At 68.9% G+C, this 24,332-nt stretch carries 27 protein-coding genes and 2 tRNA genes; 18 read left to right on the forward strand and 11 right to left on the reverse strand.

What is annotated here, in order from left to right:
• The first annotated feature begins 100 nt into the window (after positions 1-100).
• The 6 genes from QO010_RS08220 to QO010_RS08245 all read left to right on the forward strand — a co-directional run bounded on the left by QO010_RS08220 (position 101) and on the right by QO010_RS08245 (position 5,381).
• Positions 101-964, forward strand: a complete 864-nt coding sequence (locus tag QO010_RS08220; protein ID WP_307348103.1) for an FAD binding domain-containing protein — start codon at positions 101-103, stop codon at positions 962-964.
• Positions 961-1,446, forward strand: coding sequence for a (2Fe-2S)-binding protein (locus tag QO010_RS08225; protein WP_307348105.1), 486 nt, complete (start codon positions 961-963; stop codon positions 1,444-1,446). Before QO010_RS08220 ends, QO010_RS08225 begins: the two co-directional genes overlap by 4 nt.
• 20 nt (positions 1,447-1,466) lie before the next feature.
• Positions 1,467-3,752 carry a xanthine dehydrogenase family protein molybdopterin-binding subunit gene (locus QO010_RS08230; protein ID WP_307348107.1) on the forward strand — a complete coding sequence of 762 codons (2,286 nt, stop codon included), beginning with the start codon at positions 1,467-1,469 and terminating at the stop codon, positions 3,750-3,752.
• 2 nt (positions 3,753-3,754) lie between these two features.
• Positions 3,755-4,003 carry a MoaD/ThiS family protein gene (locus QO010_RS08235; protein ID WP_307348108.1) on the forward strand — a complete coding sequence of 83 codons (249 nt, stop codon included), beginning with the start codon at positions 3,755-3,757 and terminating at the stop codon, positions 4,001-4,003.
• A gap of 72 nt (positions 4,004-4,075) precedes the next feature.
• Positions 4,076-4,714: a dihydrofolate reductase family protein gene (locus QO010_RS08240; RefSeq protein WP_307348110.1), complete on the forward strand. Its 639-nt coding sequence runs from the start codon at positions 4,076-4,078 to the stop codon at positions 4,712-4,714.
• A 10-nt stretch (positions 4,715-4,724) separates the two neighbouring features.
• On the forward strand, positions 4,725-5,381 hold the full coding sequence (locus tag QO010_RS08245) for a glutathione S-transferase family protein (protein ID WP_307348112.1): 657 nt from the start codon (positions 4,725-4,727) through the stop codon (positions 5,379-5,381).
• Between the two features lie 4 nt (positions 5,382-5,385).
• Here the strand turns inward: QO010_RS08245 and QO010_RS08250 are convergent, their stop codons facing one another.
• The 3 genes from QO010_RS08250 to QO010_RS08260 are packed head-to-tail and all read right to left on the reverse strand — an operon-like array spanning position 5,386 to position 6,663.
• Positions 5,386-5,784 (reverse strand): type II toxin-antitoxin system VapC family toxin, encoded by a 399-nt coding sequence (locus QO010_RS08250; RefSeq protein ID WP_307348115.1) that lies wholly within the window; start codon positions 5,782-5,784, stop codon positions 5,386-5,388.
• Complete coding sequence (locus QO010_RS08255) at positions 5,781-6,032, reverse strand: AbrB/MazE/SpoVT family DNA-binding domain-containing protein (RefSeq protein ID WP_307348117.1); 252 nt, start codon at positions 6,030-6,032, stop codon at positions 5,781-5,783. The genes QO010_RS08250 and QO010_RS08255 overlap by 4 nt, the downstream gene beginning before the upstream one ends.
• A gap of 46 nt (positions 6,033-6,078) precedes the next feature.
• Positions 6,079-6,663 (reverse strand): TetR/AcrR family transcriptional regulator, encoded by a 585-nt coding sequence (locus tag QO010_RS08260; RefSeq protein WP_307348120.1) that lies wholly within the window; start codon positions 6,661-6,663, stop codon positions 6,079-6,081.
• A 59-nt stretch (positions 6,664-6,722) separates the two neighbouring features.
• Here QO010_RS08260 and QO010_RS08265 point away from each other — a divergent pair, with 59 nt between their 5' ends.
• Positions 6,723-7,472 carry an SDR family NAD(P)-dependent oxidoreductase gene (locus tag QO010_RS08265; protein WP_307348122.1) on the forward strand — a complete coding sequence of 250 codons (750 nt, stop codon included), beginning with the start codon at positions 6,723-6,725 and terminating at the stop codon, positions 7,470-7,472.
• Here the strand turns inward: QO010_RS08265 and QO010_RS08270 are convergent.
• The 4 genes from QO010_RS08270 to QO010_RS08285 form a co-directional block, all read right to left on the reverse strand.
• A complete protein-coding gene (locus QO010_RS08270; protein WP_307348124.1) occupies positions 7,469-8,290 on the reverse strand; it encodes a tetratricopeptide repeat protein in 822 nt (273 codons plus the stop codon). The two genes, QO010_RS08265 and QO010_RS08270, sit on opposite strands and share 4 nt — an antisense overlap.
• Before the next feature lie 27 nt (positions 8,291-8,317).
• Complete coding sequence (locus QO010_RS08275) at positions 8,318-9,253, reverse strand: tetratricopeptide repeat protein (protein ID WP_307348125.1); 936 nt, start codon at positions 9,251-9,253, stop codon at positions 8,318-8,320.
• 119 nt (positions 9,254-9,372) lie between these two features.
• Positions 9,373-9,448, reverse strand: a tRNA-Asn gene (locus tag QO010_RS08280).
• A gap of 258 nt (positions 9,449-9,706) precedes the next feature.
• Positions 9,707-9,780: transfer RNA gene (locus QO010_RS08285), tRNA-Cys, on the reverse strand.
• A 143-nt stretch (positions 9,781-9,923) separates the two neighbouring features.
• Here QO010_RS08285 and QO010_RS08290 point away from each other — a divergent pair.
• From QO010_RS08290 to QO010_RS08305, 4 genes are all read left to right on the forward strand, one after another.
• Complete coding sequence (locus QO010_RS08290; protein WP_307348127.1) at positions 9,924-10,496, forward strand: protein-L-isoaspartate O-methyltransferase family protein; 573 nt, start codon at positions 9,924-9,926, stop codon at positions 10,494-10,496.
• 149 nt (positions 10,497-10,645) lie between these two features.
• Positions 10,646-12,136, forward strand: coding sequence for a TolC family outer membrane protein (locus QO010_RS08295; RefSeq protein WP_307348129.1), 1,491 nt, complete (start codon positions 10,646-10,648; stop codon positions 12,134-12,136).
• A gap of 168 nt (positions 12,137-12,304) precedes the next feature.
• Positions 12,305-12,847 (forward strand): DUF2497 domain-containing protein, encoded by a 543-nt coding sequence (locus QO010_RS08300; RefSeq protein WP_307348130.1) that lies wholly within the window; start codon positions 12,305-12,307, stop codon positions 12,845-12,847.
• 113 nt (positions 12,848-12,960) lie between these two features.
• Positions 12,961-15,609 (forward strand): valine--tRNA ligase, encoded by a 2,649-nt coding sequence (locus QO010_RS08305; RefSeq protein WP_307348131.1) that lies wholly within the window; start codon positions 12,961-12,963, stop codon positions 15,607-15,609.
• On the opposite strand, the gene QO010_RS08310 is transcribed toward QO010_RS08305, so the two are convergent.
• Complete coding sequence (locus tag QO010_RS08310; protein ID WP_307348132.1) at positions 15,606-16,244, reverse strand: glutathione binding-like protein; 639 nt, start codon at positions 16,242-16,244, stop codon at positions 15,606-15,608. The genes QO010_RS08305 and QO010_RS08310 overlap by 4 nt on opposite strands.
• A 76-nt stretch (positions 16,245-16,320) precedes the next feature.
• Here QO010_RS08310 and QO010_RS08315 point away from each other — a divergent pair, with 76 nt between their 5' ends.
• Positions 16,321-16,947, forward strand: coding sequence for a TetR/AcrR family transcriptional regulator (locus tag QO010_RS08315; protein ID WP_307348133.1), 627 nt, complete (start codon positions 16,321-16,323; stop codon positions 16,945-16,947).
• Here the strand turns inward: QO010_RS08315 and QO010_RS08320 are convergent.
• The 3 genes from QO010_RS08320 to QO010_RS08330 are packed head-to-tail and all read right to left on the reverse strand — an operon-like array spanning position 16,934 to position 18,447.
• The gene (locus tag QO010_RS08320; RefSeq protein ID WP_307348134.1) at positions 16,934-17,416 is read right to left on the reverse strand and encodes a DoxX family membrane protein; all 483 of its coding nucleotides are present in this window, start codon (positions 17,414-17,416) and stop codon (positions 16,934-16,936) included. The two genes, QO010_RS08315 and QO010_RS08320, sit on opposite strands and share 14 nt — an antisense overlap.
• A 7-nt stretch (positions 17,417-17,423) precedes the next feature.
• Complete coding sequence (locus QO010_RS08325) at positions 17,424-17,873, reverse strand: YHS domain-containing (seleno)protein (RefSeq protein ID WP_307348135.1); 450 nt, start codon at positions 17,871-17,873, stop codon at positions 17,424-17,426.
• A gap of 13 nt (positions 17,874-17,886) precedes the next feature.
• Positions 17,887-18,447, reverse strand: coding sequence for a carboxymuconolactone decarboxylase family protein (locus tag QO010_RS08330; RefSeq protein WP_307348136.1), 561 nt, complete (start codon positions 18,445-18,447; stop codon positions 17,887-17,889).
• A 178-nt stretch (positions 18,448-18,625) separates the two neighbouring features.
• On the opposite strand from QO010_RS08330, the gene QO010_RS08335 reads away from it, so the two are divergent.
• Genes QO010_RS08335 through QO010_RS08360 form a run of 6 tightly spaced genes read left to right on the forward strand, consistent with a single transcriptional unit; the run spans position 18,626 to position 24,244 of the window.
• On the forward strand, positions 18,626-20,377 hold the full coding sequence (locus QO010_RS08335; RefSeq protein ID WP_307348137.1) for a class I adenylate-forming enzyme family protein: 1,752 nt from the start codon (positions 18,626-18,628) through the stop codon (positions 20,375-20,377).
• Between the two features lie 2 nt (positions 20,378-20,379).
• A complete protein-coding gene (locus QO010_RS08340; RefSeq protein WP_307348138.1) occupies positions 20,380-20,748 on the forward strand; it encodes an iron chaperone in 369 nt (122 codons plus the stop codon).
• A 31-nt stretch (positions 20,749-20,779) separates the two neighbouring features.
• Entirely contained in the window at positions 20,780-21,106 is a 327-nt protein-coding gene (locus tag QO010_RS08345; protein ID WP_307348139.1) for an ArsR/SmtB family transcription factor, read from the forward strand.
• Positions 21,103-21,570 carry an SRPBCC family protein gene (locus QO010_RS08350; protein WP_307348140.1) on the forward strand — a complete coding sequence of 156 codons (468 nt, stop codon included), beginning with the start codon at positions 21,103-21,105 and terminating at the stop codon, positions 21,568-21,570. The genes QO010_RS08345 and QO010_RS08350 overlap by 4 nt, the downstream gene beginning before the upstream one ends.
• Before the next feature lie 41 nt (positions 21,571-21,611).
• Positions 21,612-23,351, forward strand: coding sequence for a tetratricopeptide repeat protein (locus tag QO010_RS08355; protein WP_307348141.1), 1,740 nt, complete (start codon positions 21,612-21,614; stop codon positions 23,349-23,351).
• A gap of 23 nt (positions 23,352-23,374) precedes the next feature.
• Positions 23,375-24,244 carry a 4-(cytidine 5'-diphospho)-2-C-methyl-D-erythritol kinase gene (locus QO010_RS08360; protein ID WP_307348142.1) on the forward strand — a complete coding sequence of 290 codons (870 nt, stop codon included), beginning with the start codon at positions 23,375-23,377 and terminating at the stop codon, positions 24,242-24,244.
• Positions 24,245-24,332 lie beyond the last annotated feature (88 nt).

Consider the following 24,332-nt stretch of genomic DNA (forward strand, 5'->3'; position numbering starts at 1 on the left):
CAGCCTCCCACCTGCACAACAAACGCGCGGCGACAGCCGAGAGGCAGGCGACAAGCGCGGTTCCAGGCGCCACGATAGGCGACCAGCGCAGGGAGAGACCGTGAGTCAGCTGCAATACTATGCGCCCGGCAGCGTCGAGGACGCCGTCAAGGCTCTCGGCGCCGGCGGCCGGGCGATGAGCGGAGGCACCGACCTCCTGGTGCAACTTCGGGCCGGCCGCCTGCCCCCCGGACCCATCGTCGATCTCAAGAACGTGGCCGGCACCCAGGGCATCCGCCAGGAGAACGGCGGCTGGATCATCGGCGCCGCGACGCCGGCCGCCCTGCTGGGCGAGCATGCCGGCCTGGTCGCCGCCTGGCCGGGCGTGGTCGAAGGGGCCGGCCTGATCGGCTCCACCCAGATCCAGAACCGCGCCAGCCTGGCCGGCAACCTCTGCAACGCCTCGCCCGCCGCCGACAGCGTGCCGGCGCTGATCGCGGCGCGGGCGACCTGTATCGTGGCCGGGCCCGGCGGCCGGCGCGAGGTTCCGGTGCAGGCCATCGTCACCGGGGTCGGCAAGACCTCGCTGGGACCCGGCGAGTTCGTGCTGGAAATCCGCCTGCCGCCCCGGCCGCCCCGCGCCGCCGACGCCTATCTGCGGGCCATCCCGCGCACCGAGATGGACATCGCCGTCGCCGGGGCGGGAGCCGACATCGTGCTGGACGAGGCCGGCGTCTGCCAGGACGTTCGCGTCGTGCTGGGGGCGGTGGCGCCCACCGCCGTCATCGTGGCCGGGGCCAGCGCGGCCCTGGTCGGGTTCAGGCTGGACGAGGCGGCGCTGGAGCGGCTGGACTCGGCGGCCCAGGTCGTCTGCCGGCCGATCAGCGACAAACGCGGCACCGTCGAATATCGCACCCGGATCGCCGGGGTGCTGGCAAGGCGGGCTGTGGCCATCGCCTGGGAACGCGCGGAGAAAAGAGCGTGAGCAAGGTTCATATCCGTGCCCGGGTGAATGGCGATCCGGTCGAGTTCCTGGCCGAACAGGGCATGACCCTTCTGGACGCCCTGCGCGACGAGCTGGGCCTGACCGGCGCCAAGGAAGGCTGTGGCTCGGGCGACTGCGGCGCCTGCAGCATCATGGTCGACGAGCGGCTGGTCTGTTCCTGCCTGATGCTGGCCCCCGAGGCCGAGGGCCGGCGCATCGAGACAATCGAGGGCATGGCCCGCGACGGCGGCCTGCACCCGCTGCAGCGCAAGTTCCTGGAACATGCGGCCCTGCAGTGCGGCTTCTGCACGCCGGGTCTCTTGGTGGCCGCCAAGGCGCTGCTCGACCAGAACCCCGACCCCACCGAGACCGAGACCCGCTTCTGGCTGGCCGGCAACCTCTGCCGCTGCACCGGCTACGACAAGGTGATCCGGGCGGTGATGGATGCCGCCGCCGAACTTCGCCAAGCCCACAGCGCCTGAACCCCAAAGGAGCGCGTGACATGACCGACGTCATCGACAAGCCTAAGCAGGATGGGCCCGACCTGAAAGTCGTCGGCACCCGCCCGGTCCGCCCCGACGGGGTGGACAAGGTCACCGGCCGCGCCGCGTTCGGGGCGGACTACCGCCTGCCGGGCATGCTGACGGGGCGGATCCTGCGCAGCCCGCATCCGCATGCGAGGATCGTCTCGATCGACACGACCAAGGCCAAGGCCCTGGCCGGGGTGAAGGCGGTTGTGACGGCCGCCGACTTCCCCGACCTCGACTCCGAGGAATACGAGGCCGGCGAGAGCGCCGCCGACATCCGCGACCTGTCGCTGAACGTCATGGCCCGCCACAAGGTGCTGTATGACGGCCATGCGGTGGCCGCCGTCGCCGCCACCTCCGCTTCCGTCGCCGAGGAGGCCCTAGGCCTGATCGAGGTGGTCTACGAGGTTCTGCCCCACGTCACCGACGTCGTGGAGGCCATGTCGCCGACCGCCCCGCTGCTGCATGAGGGGATGATCACCCAGGGCGTGACGCCCCCGCCGACCCGGCCCTCGAACATCGCCAAGCGCTTCGCCTCCCAGCGCGGCGACCTGGAGGCCGGCTTCGCCGCCGCCGAGGTGGTCATCGAGGACAGCTTCACCACCCAGGCCGTCCACCAGGGCTATATCGAGCCCCACGCCTGCGTCGCCACCATGACCGAGGATGGCCAGTCGGTCGTCTGGTCGTCCAGCCAGGGCCAGTTCATGGTCCGCACCTACTGCGCCAAGCTGCTGGGGTTGGAAGTGGCCGACGTCCGGGTCATCCCGGCCGAGATCGGCGGCGGGTTCGGCGGCAAGACCACGGTCTATCTGGAGCCGGTCGCCCTGGCGCTTTCCCGCATCTCCGGCGCGCCGGTGAAGCTGGTGATGAGCCGCGACGAGGTGTTCCGCGCCACCGGCCCGACCTCGGGCACGGCGATCACCGTCAAGATCGGCGCGACCCGCGACGGCAGGTTCACGGCCGCGCAGGTCGAGCTGAAATACCAGGCCGGCGCCTTCCCTGGCTCCCCGGCCGGGGCGGCGGTGATGACCGCGCTCGCCTGCTACGACCTGGAGAACTTTTCCATCATCGGCTGGGACGTGGTGACCAACACCCCCAAGGTGGCGGCCTATCGCGCGCCGGGCGCTCCCATGGTCGCCTTCGCGGTCGAGGGCGTCATCGACGAGCTGGCCCGCAACCTGGGCATCGACCCCATTGCCATCCGCGAACTGAACGGCGTGCGCGACGGCATGAAGGCGTCCTACGGCCCGACCTTCCGCAACATCGGCTTCCAGGAAACCCTGCAGGCCGCCCGCGAGCACCCCCACTACAGCGCTCCGCTGGCGCCCGGCGAGGGCAGGGGGGTGGCGGCCGGCTTCTGGTTCAATGTCGGCGGCGAATCGACCGCGGCCCTGCACCTCAACGAGGACGGCAGCGCCGTGGTGGTCACCGGCAGCCCCGACATCGGCGGCTCGCGCGCCTCGATGGCCATGATGGCCGCCGAGGTGCTGGGCGTCGGCGCCGACCGCGTCCGGCCCGTCGTGGCCGACACCGCCTCGATCGGGTTTTCCATGCTGACCGGCGGCAGCCGCACCACCTTCGCCACCGGCATGGCCGTCACCCAGGCCGCCCAGAAGGTCGTCGAGAGCCTCAAGGCGCGGGCCGCCATGACCTGGGAAACCGGCGCCGAGCACGTCGCCTGGGAGAACGGCCAAGCCATCTGCCTCGACCCGGCCAAGGACGTCAAAGCCCTCAGCCTCGCCGAGCTGGCCGCCAACGCCGCCCGCACCGGCGGACCGATCAGCGCCGAGGTGTCGCTGAACGCCCAGGGCGCCGGCCCCGGCTTCGGGGTCCACATCTGCGACGTCGCCATCGACCGCGAGACCGGTCATGTCGCCATCACCCGCTACACGGCGGTGCAGGATGTCGGCCGGGCCATCCATCCGGCCTATGTCGAGGGCCAGATCCAGGGCGGGGCGGCCCAGGGCATCGGCTGGGCGCTGAACGAGGAATATGTCTTCGGCGACGACGGCCGCATGCAGAACAGCGGCTTCCTCGACTACCGCATGCCGGTGGCCAGCGACCTGCCGATGATCGAGGCGGTGATGGTCGAGGTGCCCAATCCCCGCCACCCGTTCGGCGCCAAGGGCGTCGGTGAAGTGCCGATCGTGCCGCCGCTGGCCGCCGTCGCCAACGCCGTGCGCGGGGCGCTGGGCTTCCGCATGGCGCACCTGCCTCTGTCGCCGCCCAAGGTCCGCGCCGCGCTCGACCGTAGCGGCTGAGCATGGCCCAGGTGGTCGCCGTCTCGTCCGACGTCCTGGCCTTCACGGGCGGGGAGACCCGGTTCGAGGTGGCGGCCGACACGGTGCGCCGGCTGATCCTGGCCCTGGACGAGCGGTTCCCGGGGCTGGGCGACCTCATCGAGCGCCGGGTGGCCATCGCCATCGACGGTGAGATCCACCGCAACGCCTGGGGCGCGGCGCTGAGGCCCGACAGTGAGGTGGTGCTGATCGACAGGATAGGCGGCGGCTAGGACCGCTTGCATATCCGGATCGGTCCTGCTATTTCGAAACTGGTTGCAAATTGCAAGCGGTGAGGTGTCGTCATGTCCAAGGTCAAGGTCGCCGGTTTCTCGGTCTCGCTCGACGGTTTCGGGGCGGGGTCCGATCAGAGCCTGGAGAACCCGCTCGGCAGGCGTGGCGAGGAGCTTCATGAGTGGATATTCAACACCCGTTTCTTCAAGGACATGATCGGGGAGGGCGGTGGGGTCGACGGCGTCGACCAGGACTTCGCCCACGCCGCCATGGATGGCTTCGGCGCCCACATCCTGGGCCGCAACATGTTCGCCCCGAGCCGAGGCGACTGGACCGACGACGCGTGGAAGGGCTGGTGGGGCGACAACCCGCCCTATCACGTCCCGACCTTCGTCCTGACCCACTACCCGCGTGACCCCATCGTCATGGAGGGGGGCACCACCTTCTATTTCGTCAATGGGGCCATGGCGGCGCTGGAGCAGGCCAGGGCGGCGGCCGGGAATCTGGACGTCAAGGTCGGCGGCGGCGTCTCGACGGTGCGGCAGTATCTGACCGCAGGCGTCATCGACGAGATGCACCTGGCCATCTCGCCCGTCGTGCTGGGTCAGGGCGAGGCGCTGTTCACCGGGCTGGACCTGCCTGCCCTGGGCTATCGCGTCACCTCCAGCACCGCCAGCGACCTGGCGACCCATGTCACCTTCAGCCGATAGGAACGCGGCCATGACCCTGGCGATGTATCTCCACCCCCTGTCCTCCTATGTGCAGAAGGCCAAGACCGGCTTCTACGAAAAAGGCGTGCCGTTCGAGGCCAAGATGCTGGACGGCTCCGAACCCGTGGCCAGCGAGTTTGGCGCCCTCTGGCCCATCGGCAAGTTCCCGGTGGTGGTGGACAACGGCCAGCTGGTCTTCGAGGCGACCGGCATCATCGAGTATCTGGAGGCGAAGTATCCGGATACCCCTCGGCTGATCCCGGCCAGCCCGGCCGCCGCCGCCGAGGTGCGGATGTGGGATCGCTTCTTCGACAACTACGTCAACTATCCCCAGCAGCGGATCGTCTACCTCGCCATCGGCCGCGAGCCCGCCGACGGCCAGGACGGCGCCCGCTGGAAGGACGAGTTCGACAAGGCCTACGCCCTGCTCGACAAACGCATGGAGGGCCGCGAATGGGCGGCCGCCGACCAGTTCAGCCTGGCCGACTGCGCCGCCGCGCCGGCCCTGCTCTACGCCGACTGGACCTACGCCATTCCGCGCCAGTTCAAGCATCTGTGGGCCTATCGCGACCGCCTGCTGGCCCGGCCCAGCTACGCCCGCGCCCTCGACGAGGCCCGGCCCTACCGCCACATGTTCCCGCTGGGGGCGCCGGAAGGGCGGGACTGAATACCTAGGCGGGCAGGCGCGCCGACCGGCCCTGCGCAGCGATCAGCCGCACGGCCTTGCGGTCGAAGGAAACAAAAGTCTCCGCACCCAGCCAGTAGCCTTCGAAGGCGATTACGCCGTCGGCGAAGTCGCCGCCTGCTTCGAGCATCGCCAGGCCCGCTTCCGCGGCCGGCCGGTTGGTTTCGATATTGGCGCCGTTCAAGAGGCCACGAAGCGCCTTGGAGACATCGGAGCCTTCGATCCCGTAGCCTCGCTCCAACACCCATACCAGCTCACAAAGAGCGGCCAGGGGGAGAGCGACAAGTTCAGCCGCGGACAGTTCGGCTTGCGCCGCCTCGGCCTGATCGAGGTCGTCGCCGACCAGAACGCGGACGAGAAGATTGGTGTCAGCCGTGATCCTCACCGCTTTCCGGCCCAACCCTGAGCGGCGACCTCATTGATCTCCTCGATCGAGAGCGCCACCGAGGTCTTCGATTTGAGCATGCCGAACACCTCGGAGATGTCACCCGTCGGTCTGGCGGCCTGGACCTCCAGGCGGCCGTCGGGAAGTTTATGGACTTCCAGCTTCTCGCCGGGCCCTACTCCCAGGTGCTGCAGGAGGTCCTTGCGGAAGGTGACCTGACCCTTGGCGGTCACGGTGAGTTTGCTCATCGGACGAACTCCAGATCCGGCAATGTAAGGCTCATCGTCCTTACATTCAATCCTCACTCACCGCATGAGCCATGGCGGCCAGCGTCGCCTTGGCCAGGGCCAGGTCGTCGCGACCCTTGCGCAGGGCCTCCGGGGTCTGGCCGTCGAGCAGCAGGACGGTCAGGCCGTGCACGAACGACCAGGCGGCCATGACGGCGTCGCCCTCCTCGCCATAGGCGGCGCCGATGGCGGCGCTGGCCCGGGCGAGGCTGGCCTGGGCGGCGGCGGCCAGCTCGGGGAAGGCTGTCCGGTCGACCTGGTCGGAGAACATCAGCCGAAACACCGCCGGCCGCTCCAGGGCGAAGGCGACATAGGCCAGGCCCCGCTCCTGCATGACGCCGCCGGTCCCGCGCTTGCCAGCCTGATCGGTGCGTTCGGCCAGGGCCTCGAAGCCGGCCGTGGCGATCGCCGCCAGCAACGCTTCGCGCGTGGGAAAGTGGCGATAGGGGGCATTGTGGGAGACGCCCAGCCGTCTGGCGACCTCGCGCAGCGCCAGATTGGCCGCCCCAACCTCGCCCAGCAGCGCTTCGCCCTCGGCGACCAGGGCGCGCCGCAGATCGCCATGATGATAGGGACGCTCAGATGTTGGCATTGACAACATTGTCTCCAGCCTTGATGTTGCTCCTGTCAACTTAGAACCGGGAGCCGCGAATGGCCAAGGAAATCTGGATCGTCGGAGCCTCGCAGGGCCTGGGGCTGCAGGTGGCGCGGGACTATGCGCGGCGAAAGCGCCGGGTGGTGGGACTGGGCCGGCGGCCCTGCCCGGCGCCCGACCTGTTCGAGGCCTGGCGCCAGGCGGACGTCACCAGCCTCGACAGCTTCGAGGCCGCCATCGCCGGCCTGTATGGCGAGGGGCGGGGGCCGGCGGTGATCGTCTACATGGCCTCGACCCTCTACCAGGGGCCGCTCACCGAGGCGCCGGACGCCATGCTGCGGGCCGAGATCGACACCAACTATCTGGGCTTCGTGCGGCTCTGCCAGGCGGTCGCCGCCTTCAAGCCGACCGGCCAGACGGTGCGGCTGGTCGCCGTGGCCTCGACGCTGGGCTATGTCGGCTGTCCCTCGCTGGACGGCTACAGCGCCTCCAAGGCCGCCCTGATCAGCTTCGCCCGCTCGTCCCGCCGCGAACTGGCCGGCCATCGCATCGCCGTGCAGATCCTGTCCCCGCCCCACATGACCGACGGCGGCGCCGACCTGGTCGGCCCCCAGCCCTTCACCAAGGCCTGGGCCGCGCCGCGGTTCGCCAGGGCGGCCGAGCGCGGACCGCCCGAACGGCTGCTGGGGTTCTCCAACGGGTTGATGCTGCTGATGGCGCGCCTGGCCCGCCCCCTGGCCCAGGCCATCATGGACGGCATCGGCGCCGACGCCCTTCGGCGCGGCGCGCGGCGGCCGGCCGTCTAGGACCCCTTGCCGTGCGACCAGGTCTCGGCCAGGGCGTCGCCTCTGGCCAGTTGCGCGGGGGTCAACCGGGCCGCCAACTCGGCCAGGTCCGATTGGGCGTTCTTCAACCGCTTGTCGGTAGGTTCGAAATTGGCGACGGCCAGCTTTTGCCAAGCGTAGGCTTTCACCGCGTCCTTGGCGACGCCCTCACCCCTTTCGTAGCAGATGGAGAGGTTGGCCTGAGCGCCCGGCAGGCCCTGATCGGCCGCCTTCCGGAGCCAACGGACGCCCTCTTCGGGGTTCTTATCGACGCCTTCGCCCTTGAGATACAGTATGCCCAGGTTTGCCTGGGCCTTGGCTTGGCCGGCGTCCGCCGCCTCGCGATACAGCCTGGCGGCTTCGACATTGTCCTCCGGGACGCCCCGGCCGTTGTCCAGGTGGGTCGCCAGATTGAAGAGCGCCTCGAGGTCCCCCTGCGCGGCGGCCAGGCGATAGAGCCGCACCGCCTCGGCGTCGCTCTTCGGCACGCCCTCTCCGGCGCTGTACATGATCGCCAGGTTGTACTGGGCGTCCGAGTCGCCCTGATCGGCGGCGAGGCGGTACCAGCGCGCGGCCTCCGCATTGTCCTCGGGCACGCCCAGGCCCTGGTCATAGAACAGACCCATGTCGTACTGAGCGACGGCGTCACCCTTTTCCGCCACAGGCCGGGTCAGGCGCATGGCCTCCGCATAATCCTTGCGTTTGAAGGCGTCGGTGGCGTCCTCAAGGGAGCCCGCCAGCGCTGCTCCGGCCACCAGCAGCAGGCTGGCCAACATCGGTGCGAACAGACGTGATTTCATGCCAATTCCCCTCGAAAATCGATGGCCTTACGAACCGGACGAGCTGTTGTGCGACCAGGCCTCCGCCATTCGGTCCCCTCGGGCGCGCTCCTCGGGGCTTAGTTTGGCGGTCAGCATCAGCGCGTCCGACCGCGCTTCGCTCAGCCGCTTGTCGTCCGGCTTGAAATTGGCGACGGCCAGCTTCAGCCAGGCATAGGCCTTCACCTCGTCCCGGGTGACGCCGATGCCCTTGCGATAGCAGTAGGCCAGGTTGGCCTGGGCGCCGGCCTCACCCTGGTCGGCCGCCATCTGGAACCAGTGGACGCCCATCTCGGGGTCGCGGTCGACACCCTCGCCGTCGATATACATCACGCCGAGATTACCCTGGGCCAGGGCGCTGCCGGCCTCGGCGGCCTTGCGATAGAGCCGGACCGCCTCGACATTGTCCTCGGCCATGCCCTCGCCGTTGTCGTACATGATCGCCAGATTGTAGGTGGCGTTGACGTCGCCCTGGTCGGAGGCGAGCCGGTAGTAGCGCGCCGCCTCGCCAGAGTTCTTCGGCACGCCTTCGCCGGCGTCGTACATCAGGCCCAGATTGAACTGGGCGGCCCGGTTGCCCTGGTCCGCGGCGCGGCGGTACCATTTGGCCGCCTCCTTGTCGTTGAGCGGCACGCCGTCGCCCTCGTCATAGAACAGGCCGAGCGCCAGCTGGGCGTCGGCGTCGCCCTGGTCGGCGGCGAGCCGGTACCATTTCGCGGCCTGGGCGTCGTCCTCCTGGACGCCATACCCCTCGTCGTAGATCAGCCCCAGATCGTACTGCGCCGCGGCGTCGCCCTTTTCGGCGATAGGCAGTAGCAGCCGCAGCGCCGTGGCGTAGTCCTTGCGGTCCAGGGCGTCATTGGCGTCGTCGATGGCGTCGGCCCAGGCGGCCCCCGCCAGCAACAGCAGGCCGGCGAGCACCGGCGCGAACAGACGCGTTTTCACGTGAAATCCCCCTCACCAATCCCGGCAGTCATACCGGCTTCCCGCGGCGACGCAACGAGGCGAAACCGCCAGGGGAAAATCGATGGGGAAGCGGATTCAAGGTTTTCGATGAAGGGGGATGGCTCCCCGGGCAGGACTCGAACCTGCGACCCGGCGATTAACAGTCGCCTGCTCTACCAACTGAGCTACCGAGGATCATCGGCCTTGAAGGACGCGGGGTATAGGATGGGTCCGCCCGGCGCGCAAGCGCCGTTTCTTAGGAAAGAAGGGGGCACGCAAGCGCCGTTTGCCCGCAAAAAAAGCCCGGCGCGAAGCCGGGCTGAAGAAGTCGGTGGTGATGGGTGTCCTCAAGAAACTGCAAAACTGAAGACGGGGAATCTCTGCGCCAAACATGGTTAACGCGGCCTGAACGCTCAGGCCCGAACGGAGAAGGCTGATCCTGAAAGGGAAGATTGGAGGCCCGGCCCGGAATCGAACCGGGGTGCAAGGATTTGCAGTCCTCTGCGTAACCACTCCGCCACCGGGCCTCACGTCATCCCGATGCTGGCGGGCCATCGGGAGGGCGGATGGCTATCAGAGCCCGCCGCGCGGTTCAACGTCTATGGTCAGGCGATTGCCTTGTCGTTAAGGGCCGACCTATAAGCCTGCCATCTTCCAGAGTGTGAGACTCATGAGCGCCGACTTCACCGCCGCCCGGGCCAATATGGTCGAAAGCCAGGTGCGCACGGCCGACGTCACCGACCTGGCCCTGACCGACGTCATCCGTTCCGCGCCGCGCGAATCGCTGCTGCCGCCGGCCAAGGCCTTCGCCGCCTATGCCGACGCCGAGGTCGAGTATGCGCCGGGCCGCTGGCTGCTGCGACCGCGCGACATATCGAAGCTGCTGCAGAACCTGCGCCCCAAGGCCGGCGAGCGGGCCCTGGCCATCGCGGCCCCCTATGCCGCCCTGGTTCTGGAGGGCATGGGTCTGACCGTCGAGCGGCTGGATGAGGGCGATCTGAAGGCCGTTTCCGGCGCCGACTACGACCTGATCGTCTCGGAAGGCGCCGTCGCCAAGGTCCCGGACGCCTGGACCGCCGCCTTGAAGGTCGGGGGCCGGCTGGGCGTCGTCGAGCGCACCGGACCGGCCGGCCGGGCCATGATCTATGTCCGCGCCGACGACGGAATCAGCGGCCGGCCGGTGTTTGACTCGGCGCCGCCATATCTTCAGGGTTTCGAGCCGGCGCGGGGCTTTGCCTTTTGAGGGCCCCAAAAGGTTCTGAGTGTTGAAATCCGGCAGCAATGTTCGGCGTGTGAAAAAAGCTTAACTGGTCGGGACTGGCGGTCCCACTTACAGGCGATCATATAAAGGTTGGCGGCGCGCCCCATGCGCGTCCCCAGGGGATAGTATCGATGTCGAAGAGTCGTCGGGCCAAGCTTTTGGCCGCAGTCTGCAGCGTCGGCCTGATGGCCGCACTCGCCTCGCCGGTGGCGGCCGAGAGCCTGCTTGACGCCCTGACCCTGGCCTACCAGACCAACCCGACCCTGCAGGAGCAGCGGGCCAATCTGCGCGCGCTCGATGAGAACGTCGTCCAGGCCAAGACCGGCATCCGGCCGACGGCCAGCCTCTCGGCCGACGTCGCCCGCCAGCAGACCGTCTTCGGCAGCCTGACCCAGACCAGCATCTTCTCGCCGACCAAGATCCGCAGCCAGGAAGGCTCGTCCTCGGGCGCCACCATCTCCTTCACCCAGCCCCTCTATACCGGCGGGCGGGTCAGCTCGGCCATCGACGCGGCCCAGGCCGACATCCTGGCCGGCCGCGAGAGCCTGCGCGGGGTCGAGGCCGGGGTGCTGTTCAGCGTCATCCAGGCCTATGTCGACGTGCGCCGCGACCAGGAGCGGCTGAAGATTTCCCAGGACAATGTCGCGGTGCTGCAGCGCCAGCTCGACGAATCCCAGGCCCGCTTCGACGTCGGCGAGATCACCCGCACCGACGTTGCCCAGGCCCAGGCGCGCCTGGCCGCCGCCCAGGCCGGCCTGTCCTCGGCCCAGGCCCAGCTGGCGATCAGCCGCGCCTCCTACGCCGCCGTCGTCGGCCAGAACCCCACCGACCTGGAAGCCGAGCCCTCGCTCGACAACCTGCTGCCCACCACCATCGAGGCGGCCTTCGACGCCGCCGAGAAATACAACCCGCAGATTCTGGCCGCCGACTACACCGAGCAGGCCAGCCGCGCCCGCGTCGCCCAGGCCAAGGCCGCCACCCGCCCGACTGTCGCCCTGCGCGGCAGCGTCGGCTGGAGCGACAGCGAAAGTGGCAACAACCCGCCTTTCGATGATTTCGACCGCGCCTCCTCGGCCTCGATCGTCACCACCATCCCGCTGTTCACCGGCGGCCTGACCTCCTCGCAGATCCGCCAGCAGCAGGAACGCAGCAACGCCGACCGCCTGGCCATCGAGGTGGCGCGCCGCGAGGTGCTCAAGAATGTCGCCCAGGCCTGGAACGGCCTGCAGGGCCAGCGGGCGCTGCTGATCTCCAACGAAGAGCAGGTCAAGGCCGCCCGGATCGCCTTCGAGGGCGTGCGCCAGGAGGCCCAGGTCGGCCTGCGCACCACGCTGGACGTGCTGAACGCCGAGCAGGAACTGCGCAACGCCGAGCTGTCGCTGGTCAGCGCCCGTCACGACGAGTATGTCGCCGCCGCCCTGTTGCTGCAGGCCATGGGTTCGCTCGAGGCCCGCTACCTGACCCCCGACGTGCCGCGCTACGACCCGACCCGGAACGCCAAGAGGGTCAACAAGGCCTGGGGCGGCACGCCCTGGGACGGCCTGATCCTGGCCGCCGACCGCATACTGGCCCCAGGCATCGCCCCGGCGCCGGCCGATGCGCCCATGGCGACGTCCAAATAGGCAAACGCAACGCGGACCTTGCGCGGTAACCCCCGCGCAAGGCTTTCCAGGCTCTATGAAACCCGCGCCAAGGCGCTCTGTCGCACCAGCAGGTGTTTGCAGAGGCGGCTGGGCGCGCTACGTTGAATTTGCGGCGGATTCGTCGCGCCTCCAGCCCACGGCGAGCCCATGTCCGACCAGTCCGCCCAGGAACCGACGATGGAGGAAATCCTGGCCTCCATCCGCCGCATCATTTCGGAAGATGACGCGCCGGCCGCCGATGCAGCCGCGCCCGCGCCGGAACCGGCCCCCATGCCCATCCCGGCCCCGCCGGAAGAGGACGATGTGCTGGAACTGACCGAGGCCATCGACGAGCCCGAGCCCTATGTCGCGCCCGTCGAGACTCACGGCGACCTCGATGTCTACGAGCCGCCGGCCCCCGCGCCGGAACCCGTCGCCGACTGGCGCCAGGACCCTGAGCCGGTCTATTCCCCACCGCCCGCGGCCGATGAGCCGCTGGTCAGCGCCGCCACGGCGGCGGCCTCGGCCTCGATGTTTGGCCAGCTCTCGGCCGCCATCGCCATGCCGGCCAGCGGCCGCACGCTCGAAGACGTGGTTCGCGAACTGCTCCGCCCGCTGCTCAAGCAGTGGCTGGACGACAACCTGACCCACATCGTCGAAGCCAAGGTCGCCGAGGAAGTCGAGCGGATCACCCGCGGCCGAGTAGCCTAGGCTGACATAGCGGACCGTAAGGGCCGCCAGCCGCTTCGCGATCCGTATCACCCCTGATAGAGACGCCGGCGGCGCTGCAAAAAGCGCCGGCGGCTTCTCCGTGTTCAAAGACCATGCTTGAAAAAACCTTCGACCCGAAAACCGCCGAGCCGCGGCTCTACGCCGCCTGGGAATCGTCCGGAGCCTTCGCCCCGACCGACGACCCGAACGCCCAGCCGTTCAGCATCGTCATCCCGCCGCCCAACGTCACCGGCTCGCTGCACATCGGCCACGCCCTGAACAACACCCTGCAGGACGTGCTGATCCGCTTCCAGCGCATGCGCGGCAAGGCGGCCCTGTGGCTGCCCGGCACCGATCATGCCGGCATCGCCACCCAGATGGTCGTCGAGCGTCAGCTGGCCGCCAGCGGCAATGCCGGACGCCGCGACATGGGCCGCGAGGCCTTCGTCGACAAGGTCTGGGAATGGAAGGCCGAAAGCGGCGGGGTCATCGTCAACCAGCTGCGCCGGCTCGGCGCCTCCTGCGACTGGAGCCGCGAGCGCTTCACCCTGGACGAGGGCCTGTCGGCCGCCGTCCGCAAGGTCTTCGTCACCCTGCACAAACAGGGGCTGATCTATCGCGACAAGCGGCTGGTCAACTGGGACCCGCAGTTCCAGACCGCCATCTCCGACCTCGAGGTCGAGCAGAAGGAGGTCGAGGGCGCCTACTGGCATTTCGCCTATCCGCTCGAGGACGGCAGCGGCGAGATCGTCGTCGCCACCACCCGGCCCGAGACCATGCTGGGCGACACCGCCGTCGCCGTTCACCCCAGCGACGAACGCTACAAGCATCTGATCGGCAAGTGCGTCCGACTGCCGATCGTCGGCCGGCCGGTCCCGATCATCGCCGACGACTACGCCGATCCCGAGAAGGGCTCCGGCGCGGTCAAGATCACCCCGGCCCACGACTTCAACGACTTCCAGGTCGGCAAGCGCCACAACCTGCCGGTCATCAACGTCATGGACGCCTTCGCGCGGATCAATGACAGCGCGCCGCCCGAATACCGGGGCCTGGACCGCTTCGCCGCCCGCAAGAAGGTGGTCGCGGCGTTCGAGGAACTGGGCCTGCTGCGCGGCATCGAGAAGACCCGCCACATGGTCCCGCACGGCGACCGCTCGGGCGTGGTCATCGAGCCCTGGCTGACCGACCAGTGGTACGTCGACGCCAAGACCCTGGCCCAGCCCGCCATCAAGGCGGTCGAGGACGGCCGCACGGTCTTCGAGCCCCGGAACTGGGACAAGACCTACTTCGAATGGATGCGCAACATCGAGCCCTGGTGCATCTCGCGCCAGCTCTGGTGGGGTCATCGCATCCCCGCCTGGTATGGCCCGGACGGCCGCATCTTCGTCGCCGAGACCGAGGAGGAGGCCAAGGCCCAGGCTCTGGACATCTACGGCCACGAGCGGCCGCTGACCCAGGACGAGGACGTTCTGGACACCTGGTTCTCCTCGGGCCTGTGGCCCTTCTCGACCCTGGGCTGGCCGGAGAAGACGCCGGACCTACAGCGCTTCTACCCGACCCACACCCTGGTCACCGGGTTCGACATCATCTTCTTCTGGGTCGCCCGGATGATGATGATGGGGCTGCATTTCACGGGTGAGGTTCCGTTCCAGCGGGTGGTGATCAACGCCCTGGTCCGCGACGCCAAGGGTGAGAAGATGGCCAAGACCAGGGGCAACGTCATCGACCCGCTCGTTATTATCGACAAATACGGCTGCGACGCCCTGCGCTTCACCATGACCGCCATGTCGGGCCAGGCGCGGGACATCAAGCTGTCCGAGCAACGCATTGAAGGCTATCGCAATTTCGGCACCAAGCTTTGGAACGCCGCCCGCTTCTGCCAGATGAACGGCTGCGCGCGGGTGGAGGGTTTCGATCCCGCTACCGTGAGGCAGACCATCAACCGCTGGATCCGCGGCGAGGCGGCCAAGACCTCGGCCGAGGTCACCGCGGCGCTGGAGGCCTGCGCATTCGGCGATGCGGCCAACGCCCTCTACCGCTTCATCTGGAACGTCGTCTGCGACTGGTATGTCGAGCTGGCCAAGCCGATCCTCAACGGGAACGATGAAGCCGCCAAGGCCGAGACCCAGGCCATGGCCGCCTGGGTGCTGGACCAGTGCCAGCTGCTGCTGCACCCGGTTATGCCGTTCCTGACCGAGGAACTCTGGGCCCAGACGGGCGAGCGCGATGGATTCCTGATGACCACGTCCTGGCCCGACCTGCCTCTGGCCTGGGTCGACCCCGAGGCCGAGGCCGAGATCGGCTGGCTGATCGGCCTGGTCGGCGAGGTCCGCTCGATCCGCGCCGAGATGAACGTGCCGCCGGGCGCCCGCATTCCGCTGAGCGTCACCGGGGCAGGGGAGGCGACCCGACAGCGCCTCGCCCGTCACCGCGACCTGATCCTGACCCTGGCCCGTCTGGGCGACGTCGCCGAAGCGGCCGCCCCGCCGGCCGGCTCCGTGCCCTTTGTGATCGGTGAGGCGACGGCGGCTCTGGCCATCGCCGACTTCATCGACCTGGCGGCCGAACGCACCCGCCTGACCAAGGAAATCGCCACCCAGGACGCCGACATCGAGCGGACCAACCGCAAGCTGGGCAATCCCGACTTCCTGGCCAAGGCCAAGGAAGAGGTGGTCGAGGAGAACCGCGAGCGCCTGGCCGAAGCCGAGGCCGCCCGCGCCAAGCTGCAGGCGGCGCTCGGTCGGCTGGAGACGGTGGGTTAGGCGGCCCGCCGGGCCATTTCAGCCTGGTAGAGCTTCAGTTCCTCGCCGAGCGCCCGGGCCATGGCGGGCCGGGCGCGCTGGCGGTCGAGATAGGCCTTCACCGCCGGCCACTTGTTGAAATCGATCTGCGGCGTCGCCAGCGACCAGTTCAGCACCGTGGCCAGATAGGCGTCGGCCACCGTGAAGCGATCCAGCAGGAACTCGCGGTCGGTCAGGTAGGCGTTGAGGTAGTCGAGGCGCTCCAGGCCCTTGTCGATGGCGTACTGCTTGGCGCCCTCGGGAGCCTTGGCGTCGAGCAGTGGCACGAACAGCGCCTTGTGCAGCTCGGTGCCGATGAAGCAAAGCCACTGCTGCAGCCGGCTGCGCTCGGCGGCGTCCTTGGCCCCCAGGTCGGCCCCGGGGAACTGTTCGGCGAGATACTGCAGGATGGCGGCGTTCTCGGTCAGCACCGCGCCGTCATTGGTGCGCAGGGTGGGGACCAGGCCCAGCGGGTTGACCGTCCGGAAGTCCGAGCCGCCCTGCTGGACGATCTTGGTCTTGCCGTCGACCTCCAGATAGGCCGCCTCGCCGCCCGCCTCATAGAGGGCGATCCGCGAGGCCATCGAGCAGGCGAGGGGGGAGAAATAGAGGTCCATGGGGAGGGCTCCTTGGGCTAGTTGATTTTCATACCGTCTCGCATAAAATAGGGCTGGTCAATGGATTAAGTGCGAAGTGGTACAAAAAGAGTCGACTCCCAAGCCGCGCGGCCGTCCCCGCGCCTTCGAGCCGGACGCGGCGCTGGCGCGAGCGCTGGATGTGTTCCGGGACAGCGGGTTTTCGGCCACCTCGCTCGACGACCTGTCGGCGGCCATGGGCATCAACCGGCCTAGCCTCTATGGCGCGTTCGGCGACAAGCGGGCGCTGTTCCTCAAGGCCTATGAGCGCTACCGCGCCCGGATGCTCGAGGTGTTCGCCGACGCCTTCTCAGCCGAGAAGTCGTTGCGCCAGACGCTTGAACGCGCTTATGAAATCGCTATCGAGGTCTACAGCGAGGGCGGCGACAACCCGCGCGGCTGCTTCACGGTGATGACCGCCGGCTCGGAAGCGCTAGGGGAGGGGCCGATCCTGGAGGCGGTGCGGTCGGCGCTGGCCAACACCGACATGGTCATGCTGCGCCGTTTCGAGCGGGCGGCGGCGGAAGGCGACCTGCCGGCGGGGGCGGACGTGGCCGCCCGCGCCAAGATCGCCGCCTCGATCTTCCACACGCTGGCGGTGCGAGCGCGGGCTGGAGCGCCGCGGTCCGAACTGGCGATGATCGCGGCCAGCGCGGTGGACCTGCTGGCCCCTAGCTCGGCTTGAAGATCGCCAGCACCCGGCCGACGAACTCCAGGAAGGCCGCCCGGCGGAAGAAGCCCAGCAGCAGCGCCGCGAACACCAGGTTCGTGCAGGCGGCGATGAACAGGCCCGCCCCGTCGTTGTTGGGATCGATGCCCAGCGGGGTGAAGAGGTGGAAGCTGACCGCCCCCATCATCACCAGGAGACCGGCCAGGGCGCCGGCCGCCTGCAGGTGCTTGTAGCGGGGCAGCAGGCCGACCAGCAGCAGGACCGAGGCCAACAGCTCGATGGAGCCGATCACGTATTGCGAGAACAGCCCGGTGTGGCCGAACAGGCCAGGCAGGTTGAGGCTGGACGCCCAACCATCCAGGCGGATCGTGAAAATCTGGATGGTCTTGGGATCGTCGGTGAACTTGAAGAACAGGCTGTCGAGGAAGATGACGGCCATGAAGATGGCCATCAGGTCCGGGACGTATTTCAGATAGCGATTCATGGGGCCCCTATTTCAGCACGGCCGGCCAGTTGGCGTCGGCCTTCTTGATGAAGCCGGGAATGTCCTTGACCCACTTGGCTTGGACCGCGGCGTCGTAGTTCAGATAGAGCTTGCCGCCGACGATCTTCCACTGCAGCGGATCGCCCTTGGCGGTGTGGCCGTCGGCGACGGCCCAGGCGCAATAGCCGCCGTACTGCGGCGCGTAGGCGGCCGGATTGGCCTTGAATTTGGCGAGGTCGGCGGCGTTGGCGAACTGCCAGGTCGCGCCCTTCCAGCTGGTCTGGAACAGGGCGCTGCCCTTCACGGGTCGGCCGGTGAAATAGGAGACCGTATCGTAGCCGCCGACGGCGAGGTTGCTGAAGGGCGCGGTGTAGATCGCCGGTTGGGCCGCGAAGGCGGCGGCGGGCAGGCCGCCCAGGGCGAGGGCGGCGGCCAGGGCAAGGATCAGACGCTTCATGACGGGCTCACTTTCAGGCGCAGGGGCGGCCGGCCGCGAAGGCTTCGGCCACCATCGGAGGGTCGAGCGGGGTCTTGGCGACAAAGGCCACATAGTTGGACAAGGTCTTCAGCCCCACGGCGAGGATGATTTCCAGGATGTTCGCCCGGGTGAAGCCGGCGGTTACAAAGGCATCGAGTTCACTTTCGCTGACCGTGCCATGTTTGCGGACCATCTGCACGGTCAGCCGCCGTAAGGCCTCCTGCCGGGCGTCCGGCAGCGGGCGGCCGCGGCGGATGGCGGTGACGGCCGCCTCGTCGAGGCTGGCCGCCCGGGCTCGGATCGCATGGGCCGGGGTGCAGTAGTGGCTGGCGTTCTCGACCGACACGGCCAGCAGCACGATCTGCTGTTCGATCGGGGTCAGGCTGGACCGGCGAAAGATGGCCGACAGCGTCCCGTAGGCCTCGAGCACCGGCGGGCTCTCGGCCATCTGGGCCAGCAGGGCGGGGACATAGCCCAGCTCCTCGCCGACCCGCTTGAGCGCGGCCCGGGAATCGGCCGGGGCGGTCGTCCAGTTGTGCAGCGAAAACTCCATGCGATGAGGATACGCCGGCCAGCCGGCGCGGGAAGACCAGCCCTTGGCATGGCAATCATGCCGTCAGCGCATGAAAGGCCGCCGGCGGACGTTTACATCGCCTCGCGCAGATGCTTATCGGAACCCCACCTGACGCGCCGGAAAGAGCGCGAGCGATACATCATTTGGGAGAACTGCGATGACCGACGCCGCGCCGGCGCCGACCAACTGGCCCGCCATGTCGATCAAGGAGGCCTACGCCGCCATCACCGCGCCGGGAACGCCCTGCGAGATGGAGGAGATCGAGATCCGGGGAATCAAGACCCGGGTCTGGAAGAACATCCCGCCGACCCTGCGCGACGTGGTCAGCTATGGCCGGGCGACCCATGGCGAGAAGATCTTCCTGGTGCATGAGGACGAGCGGGTCAGCTTCGAGGCCTTCCACCGCGCCGTCGCCGCCTTCGCCGCCGAACTGGCCAAGCAGGGCGTGGTCAAGGGCGACCGCATCGCCCTGGTCATGCGCAACCTGCCCGAATGGCCGGTAGCCTTCTATGCGGGGCTGAGCCTGGGCGCGATCCTCACGCCCCTGAACGCCTGGTGGACCGGGCCGGAGCTGGAATACGGCCTGACTGATTCCGGCTCGAAGATCCTCATCGTCGACGCCGAGCGGCTGCAGCGGGTCTCCGAGCACCTGCCCAACTGCCCCGACCTGAAGAAGGTCTATGTCAGCCGCGAGGATGACGAGGTCGCCCACCCCTACATCAGCAAGATCGAGGACGTGATCGGCGATCCCAACAGCTGGAAGGACCTGCCCGACGCCCCGCTGCCGACCGTCCCCATCGGCCCCGACGACGACGCCACCATCTTCTACACCTCGGGCACGACGGGTAAGCCCAAGGGCGCCCTGGCTACCCAGCGCAACATCAACTCCAACATCGGCGCGGCCATGGCCGCCGCCCAGCGGCCGTTCCTGCGCCGGGGGGAGATGCCGCCGGCCCCCGATCCCGACGCCCCGCAGCGCTCGACCCTCTTGTCAGTGCCCTTCTTCCACGCCACCGGCTGTTTCGCCGTGCTTAACCCCGTGCTGTTCGGCGGGGCCAAGATCTGCCTGATGCGCCGCTGGGAGCCGGAAGCGGCGATGCAGATGATCGAGCGCGAGAAGGTCACCCAGGTCGGCGGCGTGCCGACCATCGCCTGGCAGCTGCTGGAGCATCCCGCCCGCAGCAAGTACGACCTCTCCTCGATCGAGGCGGTGGCCTATGGCGGCGCGCCGTCGGCTCCGGAACTGGTCAAGCGGATCAAGGAAGCCTGGCCCAAGTCGTCGGCCGGCAATGGCTGGGGCATGACCGAGACCTCGGCGACGGCGTCGTCCAACAGCGCCGAGGACTATGAGGCCTATCCCGACAGCGCCGGCCCGGCCGTGCCGGTCACCGACCTGAAGATCATGACCATCGAGGGCGACCGCGAGCTGCCGATCGGCGAGGTCGGCGAGCTGTGGTGCAAGGGCCCGCAGGTGGTGAAACTCTACTGGAACAAGCCGGAAGCCACCGCCCAGACCTTCGTCGACGGCTGGGTCAAGACCGGGGATCTGGCGCGGCTGAACGAGGAAGGCTTCCTGTTCATCATCGACCGGGCCAAGGACATGCTGATCCGCGGCGGCGAGAACATCTACTGCATCGAGGTCGAGAACGTCCTCTACGACCATCCGGCCGTGATGGACGCCGCCGTGGTCGGCATCCCGCACAAGACCCTGGGCGAGGAGCCGGGCGCCGTGGTCACCCTCAAACCGGGCGCCGAGGCCACCGAGCAGGAACTGCGCGCCTTCGTCGCCGACCGCATCGCCGCCTTCAAGGTGCCGATCCGCATCGAGTTCTGGCACGAGACCTTGCCGCGCAACGCCAACGGCAAGATCATGAAGAACGAGCTGAAGAAGGTCTTCACGGGAGAATAGCCGTGGTCCAGTCCACCGCCGCGACCGTCGACGAATACATGGAGACGGTCGCGCCCGAGCGCCTCGAAGCGATGAAGCGGATGCGGGCGCTCTTCAAGGAGGTGCTGGTCGGTTACGAGGAGGGCATGAACTACGGCATGCCGACCTATGGCCCGAGCGGCGCCTATGTGACCGCCTTCAACAGCCAAAAGGGCTACATCGCCTTCTATGCCGGTCAGACGGCGATGGCGAAGTTCAAAGACCAGCTGGCCGGCATCGACTGCGGCAAGGGCTGCATCCGCTACAAGAAGATCGAGAAGATCGACTTCGATGTGGTGCGGGGGCTGTTGGAGGATATCGCGGCGCGCAATCCCGGCGTGGGCTGTTCTTGACCCCTGAGTTAGCAGGCGCTAACAGTTAGCCATGGCTAACGCGAACCGTGCTCTCGACGCCCATTCTTCCCTAGAGGCTTTGGCCGATCCGACGCGGCGGGAGATTTTCGAGCGACTGGGCGCGGGGCCCAGCGCCGTGGGCGCGCTGGCCAGGGACATGCCGGTCAGCCGGCCTGCGGTATCGCAGCATCTGGCCGTGCTGAAATCGGCCGGACTGGTTACCGACCACGCCGAGGGCACGCGGCGCATCTATCGCATCGATCCGGCTGGCCTGGGGGCCATTCGCGCCTGGCTGGACCAGTTCTGGGATGCCGCCTTGGCCGCCTACGCCGCCGAAGTCGACAAGGAAGAACCATGAGGACGATCACGCCGGCCCCGGTGCGCCGCAGCTTCTCGGTCAAGGCGCCGCCGCAGCGGGCTTTCGACGTCTTCGCCGCCGGTATGGGCCGCTGGTGGCCGCCCAGCCACCATATCGGCGAGGGTGAGCTGGCGCAGGTGATCGTCGAGCCGCGCGTGGACGGCCGCTGGTACGAGAAGACCTCCACCGGGGCCGAGTGCGACTGGGGCCGGGTGCTGGTCTGGGACCCGCCGCGCGAACTGGTGCTGGCCTGGCAGCTGAGCGCCGACTGGACCTATGACCCGGACCTGACGACCGAGGTGGCGGTGACCTTCACGCCGGACGGGACGGGGACGCGGGTCGACTTCGAGCACCGTGGCCTGGAGGCCTATGGCCAGCGGGCCGACGAGGTCGCCAACAGTGTCGGTTCGCCCGGCGGCTGGCCGGCTATACTGCAGTCTTTCGCCACACTCGCCGACAGCTAAGTGGCCTTGCCGACGACACAAAAACGCGCAAGGTGCGTCCCATGTCACGCCTTGCCGCTTCGCTCGCTATCCTGATCCCGCTCACCCTGCTGGGAGCCTGCGCCACCGCCGGTCCGCCGCCGGGACAGGACCCGGTCACCGCCGAGTCCGACCTGCCGCCGCCGCCCGCCGGATCCTCGCCGTTCGGCCTGTTCCTGGCCGGCCAGGCGGCGATGAACGACGGCGACAACAGCCAGGCGGCCCGCTATTTCGGCCAGGCCTCCAACGCCGGCCTGGACGGCGCCTACATCCAGCAGCAGGCCTTCGTCACCAGCCTGCTGGCCGGCGACATCACCCGGGCCGCCAAGCTGGCTCCCAACGCCGACGCGACCTCGCCGGTCTTTGGGCGGCTGGGCCTGCTGACCAAGGCCGTGGAGGCCCTGGCCTCGGGCGACGGCAAGGGCTCGCTGGCCATCCTCAGCGCCGACGGCGGCATCGGCTATCCGTTCAGCGGGGCAGGGGCCCTGCTCAAGCCCTGGGCCGCGGCGGCGGCGGGGGACATGAAGGGCGCCAGCATCTCGCCCGTCGATGGCGGCGACCGCATCGTGGCGGTGTTCGGACAGCTGGGTCAGGCCAGCCTCTATGAGCGCATGCGCCGCTATGACGAGGCCGAGACCGACTACAAGGCCCTGGCCAGCCTGAACGGGGCCGGCACGCTGTTCGTGGCCGACTACGGCGAGTTCCTGGAGCGCCGCGGCCGTTCGGCCGACGCCCTCGCCCTCTACGACCAGGCCCTGGCCGAGCATCCGGCCGACGCCGGCCTGCAGCGGGCCCGGGCCCGGGCCGCCGCCAAGGGCAAGGCCCCGGCCATGCTGAGCTACCGCCAGGGCGCGGCGCGGGCCATGGTCGCCGCGGCCGCCGGCCTGATCTCCGAGAAGCAGAGCGACCTGGCCATGGCCTATCTGCGCCTCTCCCTGCGCCTCGATCCGGAGCGTGACGAGACCTGGGTGCTGGTCGGCGCCCTGATGGAGGATCGCAAGAACCTGGAGGGCGCCCGCGTCGCCTATTCGCACGTGCGTCTGGGCTCGCCGCAGTGGGTCTCGGCCCAGACCAAGCTGGCCTGGAGCTACCAGGGGGCCGGCGACAACGCCACCGCCCTGAAGCTGGTCGAGGCGGCGGTCGCCGCCGCCCCGAACGACCAGACGGCCCTGATCAACCAGGCCGACCTCTACCGCGCCAACGAGCGCTACGAGGACTCGGTCAGGGTGCTGGACGGGGTGATCGCCAGGCAGGGGGCCACGCCCGACTGGCGGCTGCTCTATATGCGCGGCGTCTCGCTGCAGGCGGCCGGCCGCTGGCCCGACGCCGAGCGCGACCTGAAGACCGCCCTGGCCCAGTCGCCCAACGAGCCCGAGCTGCTCAACTTCCTGGGCTACAGCTGGATCGACCGGGGCGAGCACCTGGACGAGGCGCTGGACATGGTCAAACGGGCGGTGGCCGCCAACCCGCGCTCGGGGGCCATCGTCGACAGCCTGGGCTGGGCCTATTATCGCCTGGGCGACTACAAGAACGCCGTCGCCCAGCTGGAGGCGGCCGTCGAACTGGACGCCGCCGATCCGGAGATCAACAACCACCTGGGCGACGCCTACTGGCAGATCGGCCGCAAGGTCGAGGCCCGCTACCAGTGGAGCCGGGTGCTGACCCTGCAGCCGGACGCCAAGATCAAGGCCCAGGTCGAGGCCAAGCTGAAGGACGGCCTGGCGCCGGCCGCGCCGGTCAAGTCGCGAGTGGCCGGCAACTAGTCGGGCCTTAACGAGGGGCGGACATGAACCTGACCGCCTTCGCGCCGGCCAAGGTCAATCTCTACCTGCATGTCGGCGGGCTGGACGCGGACGGCTATCATCCGCTCAGCAGCCTGATGGTGTTCGCCGACGTCGGCGACCAGATCGCCATCCAGCCGGCCGATACGCCCGAGTTCGAGATCACCGGACCGTTCGGCCTGGGCCTGGACCCCGAGGGCGACAACCTGGTCATGCGGGCGGCCCGCGCCATCCTGGGCCATATCGGCGGGCCGGTCCCGCCGTTCCGCCTGATCCTCGACAAGCGCCTGCCGCTGGCGGCGGGCCTGGGCGGCGGCTCGGCCGACGCCGGGGCGACCCTGCGCCTGCTGCGCGAGGTGCTGGGCCTGCCGATCCAGGACGAGATCCTCGAAGACCTGGCCGCCGGCCTGGGGGCTGACGGCGCCGCCTGCCTGTGGGGCCGGGCGGTGATCGCCGAGGGCCGGGGCGAGAAGTTGTCCCGCGCCCCCCGCCTGCCCGAGCTCAACGCGGTGCTGGTCAATCCCGGCGTGGAATCGCCGACCGGGGCCGTCTACCGCGCCTATGACGCCGCCGGCGCGCCGGGCGGCTGCGAGCGGCCGGACCTGCCGGACGCCTTCGAGGACGTGGTCGAGCTGGCCGGCTGGCTCAGCTACTGCCGCAACGACCTGGAGGCCCCGGCCGTGTCGCTGACCCCGGTGATCGGCGAGGTGCTGGAAACCCTGCGCGACGAACCGGAGGTGCTGCTGGCCCGCATGTCGGGCTCGGGCGCCACCTGCTTCGCCCTCTGCGCCGAGGACATCGAGGCCGAGGGCCTGGCCGACCGGCTGCAGTCGATGCGGCCGGACTGGTGGGTCCGGCGGTGCCGGCTGGGGTGAAACTCCTCACCCGTAGGGGGAGGACGACCGCGCCAGAGCGCGGTCAGGAGGGGGTCTTCGGGCAAGGGCGCGCTGCTGTCCGATAATG

The organism is Caulobacter ginsengisoli (assembly GCF_030814835.1).
Classification (GTDB): Bacteria; Pseudomonadota; Alphaproteobacteria; order Caulobacterales; family Caulobacteraceae; genus Caulobacter; species Caulobacter ginsengisoli.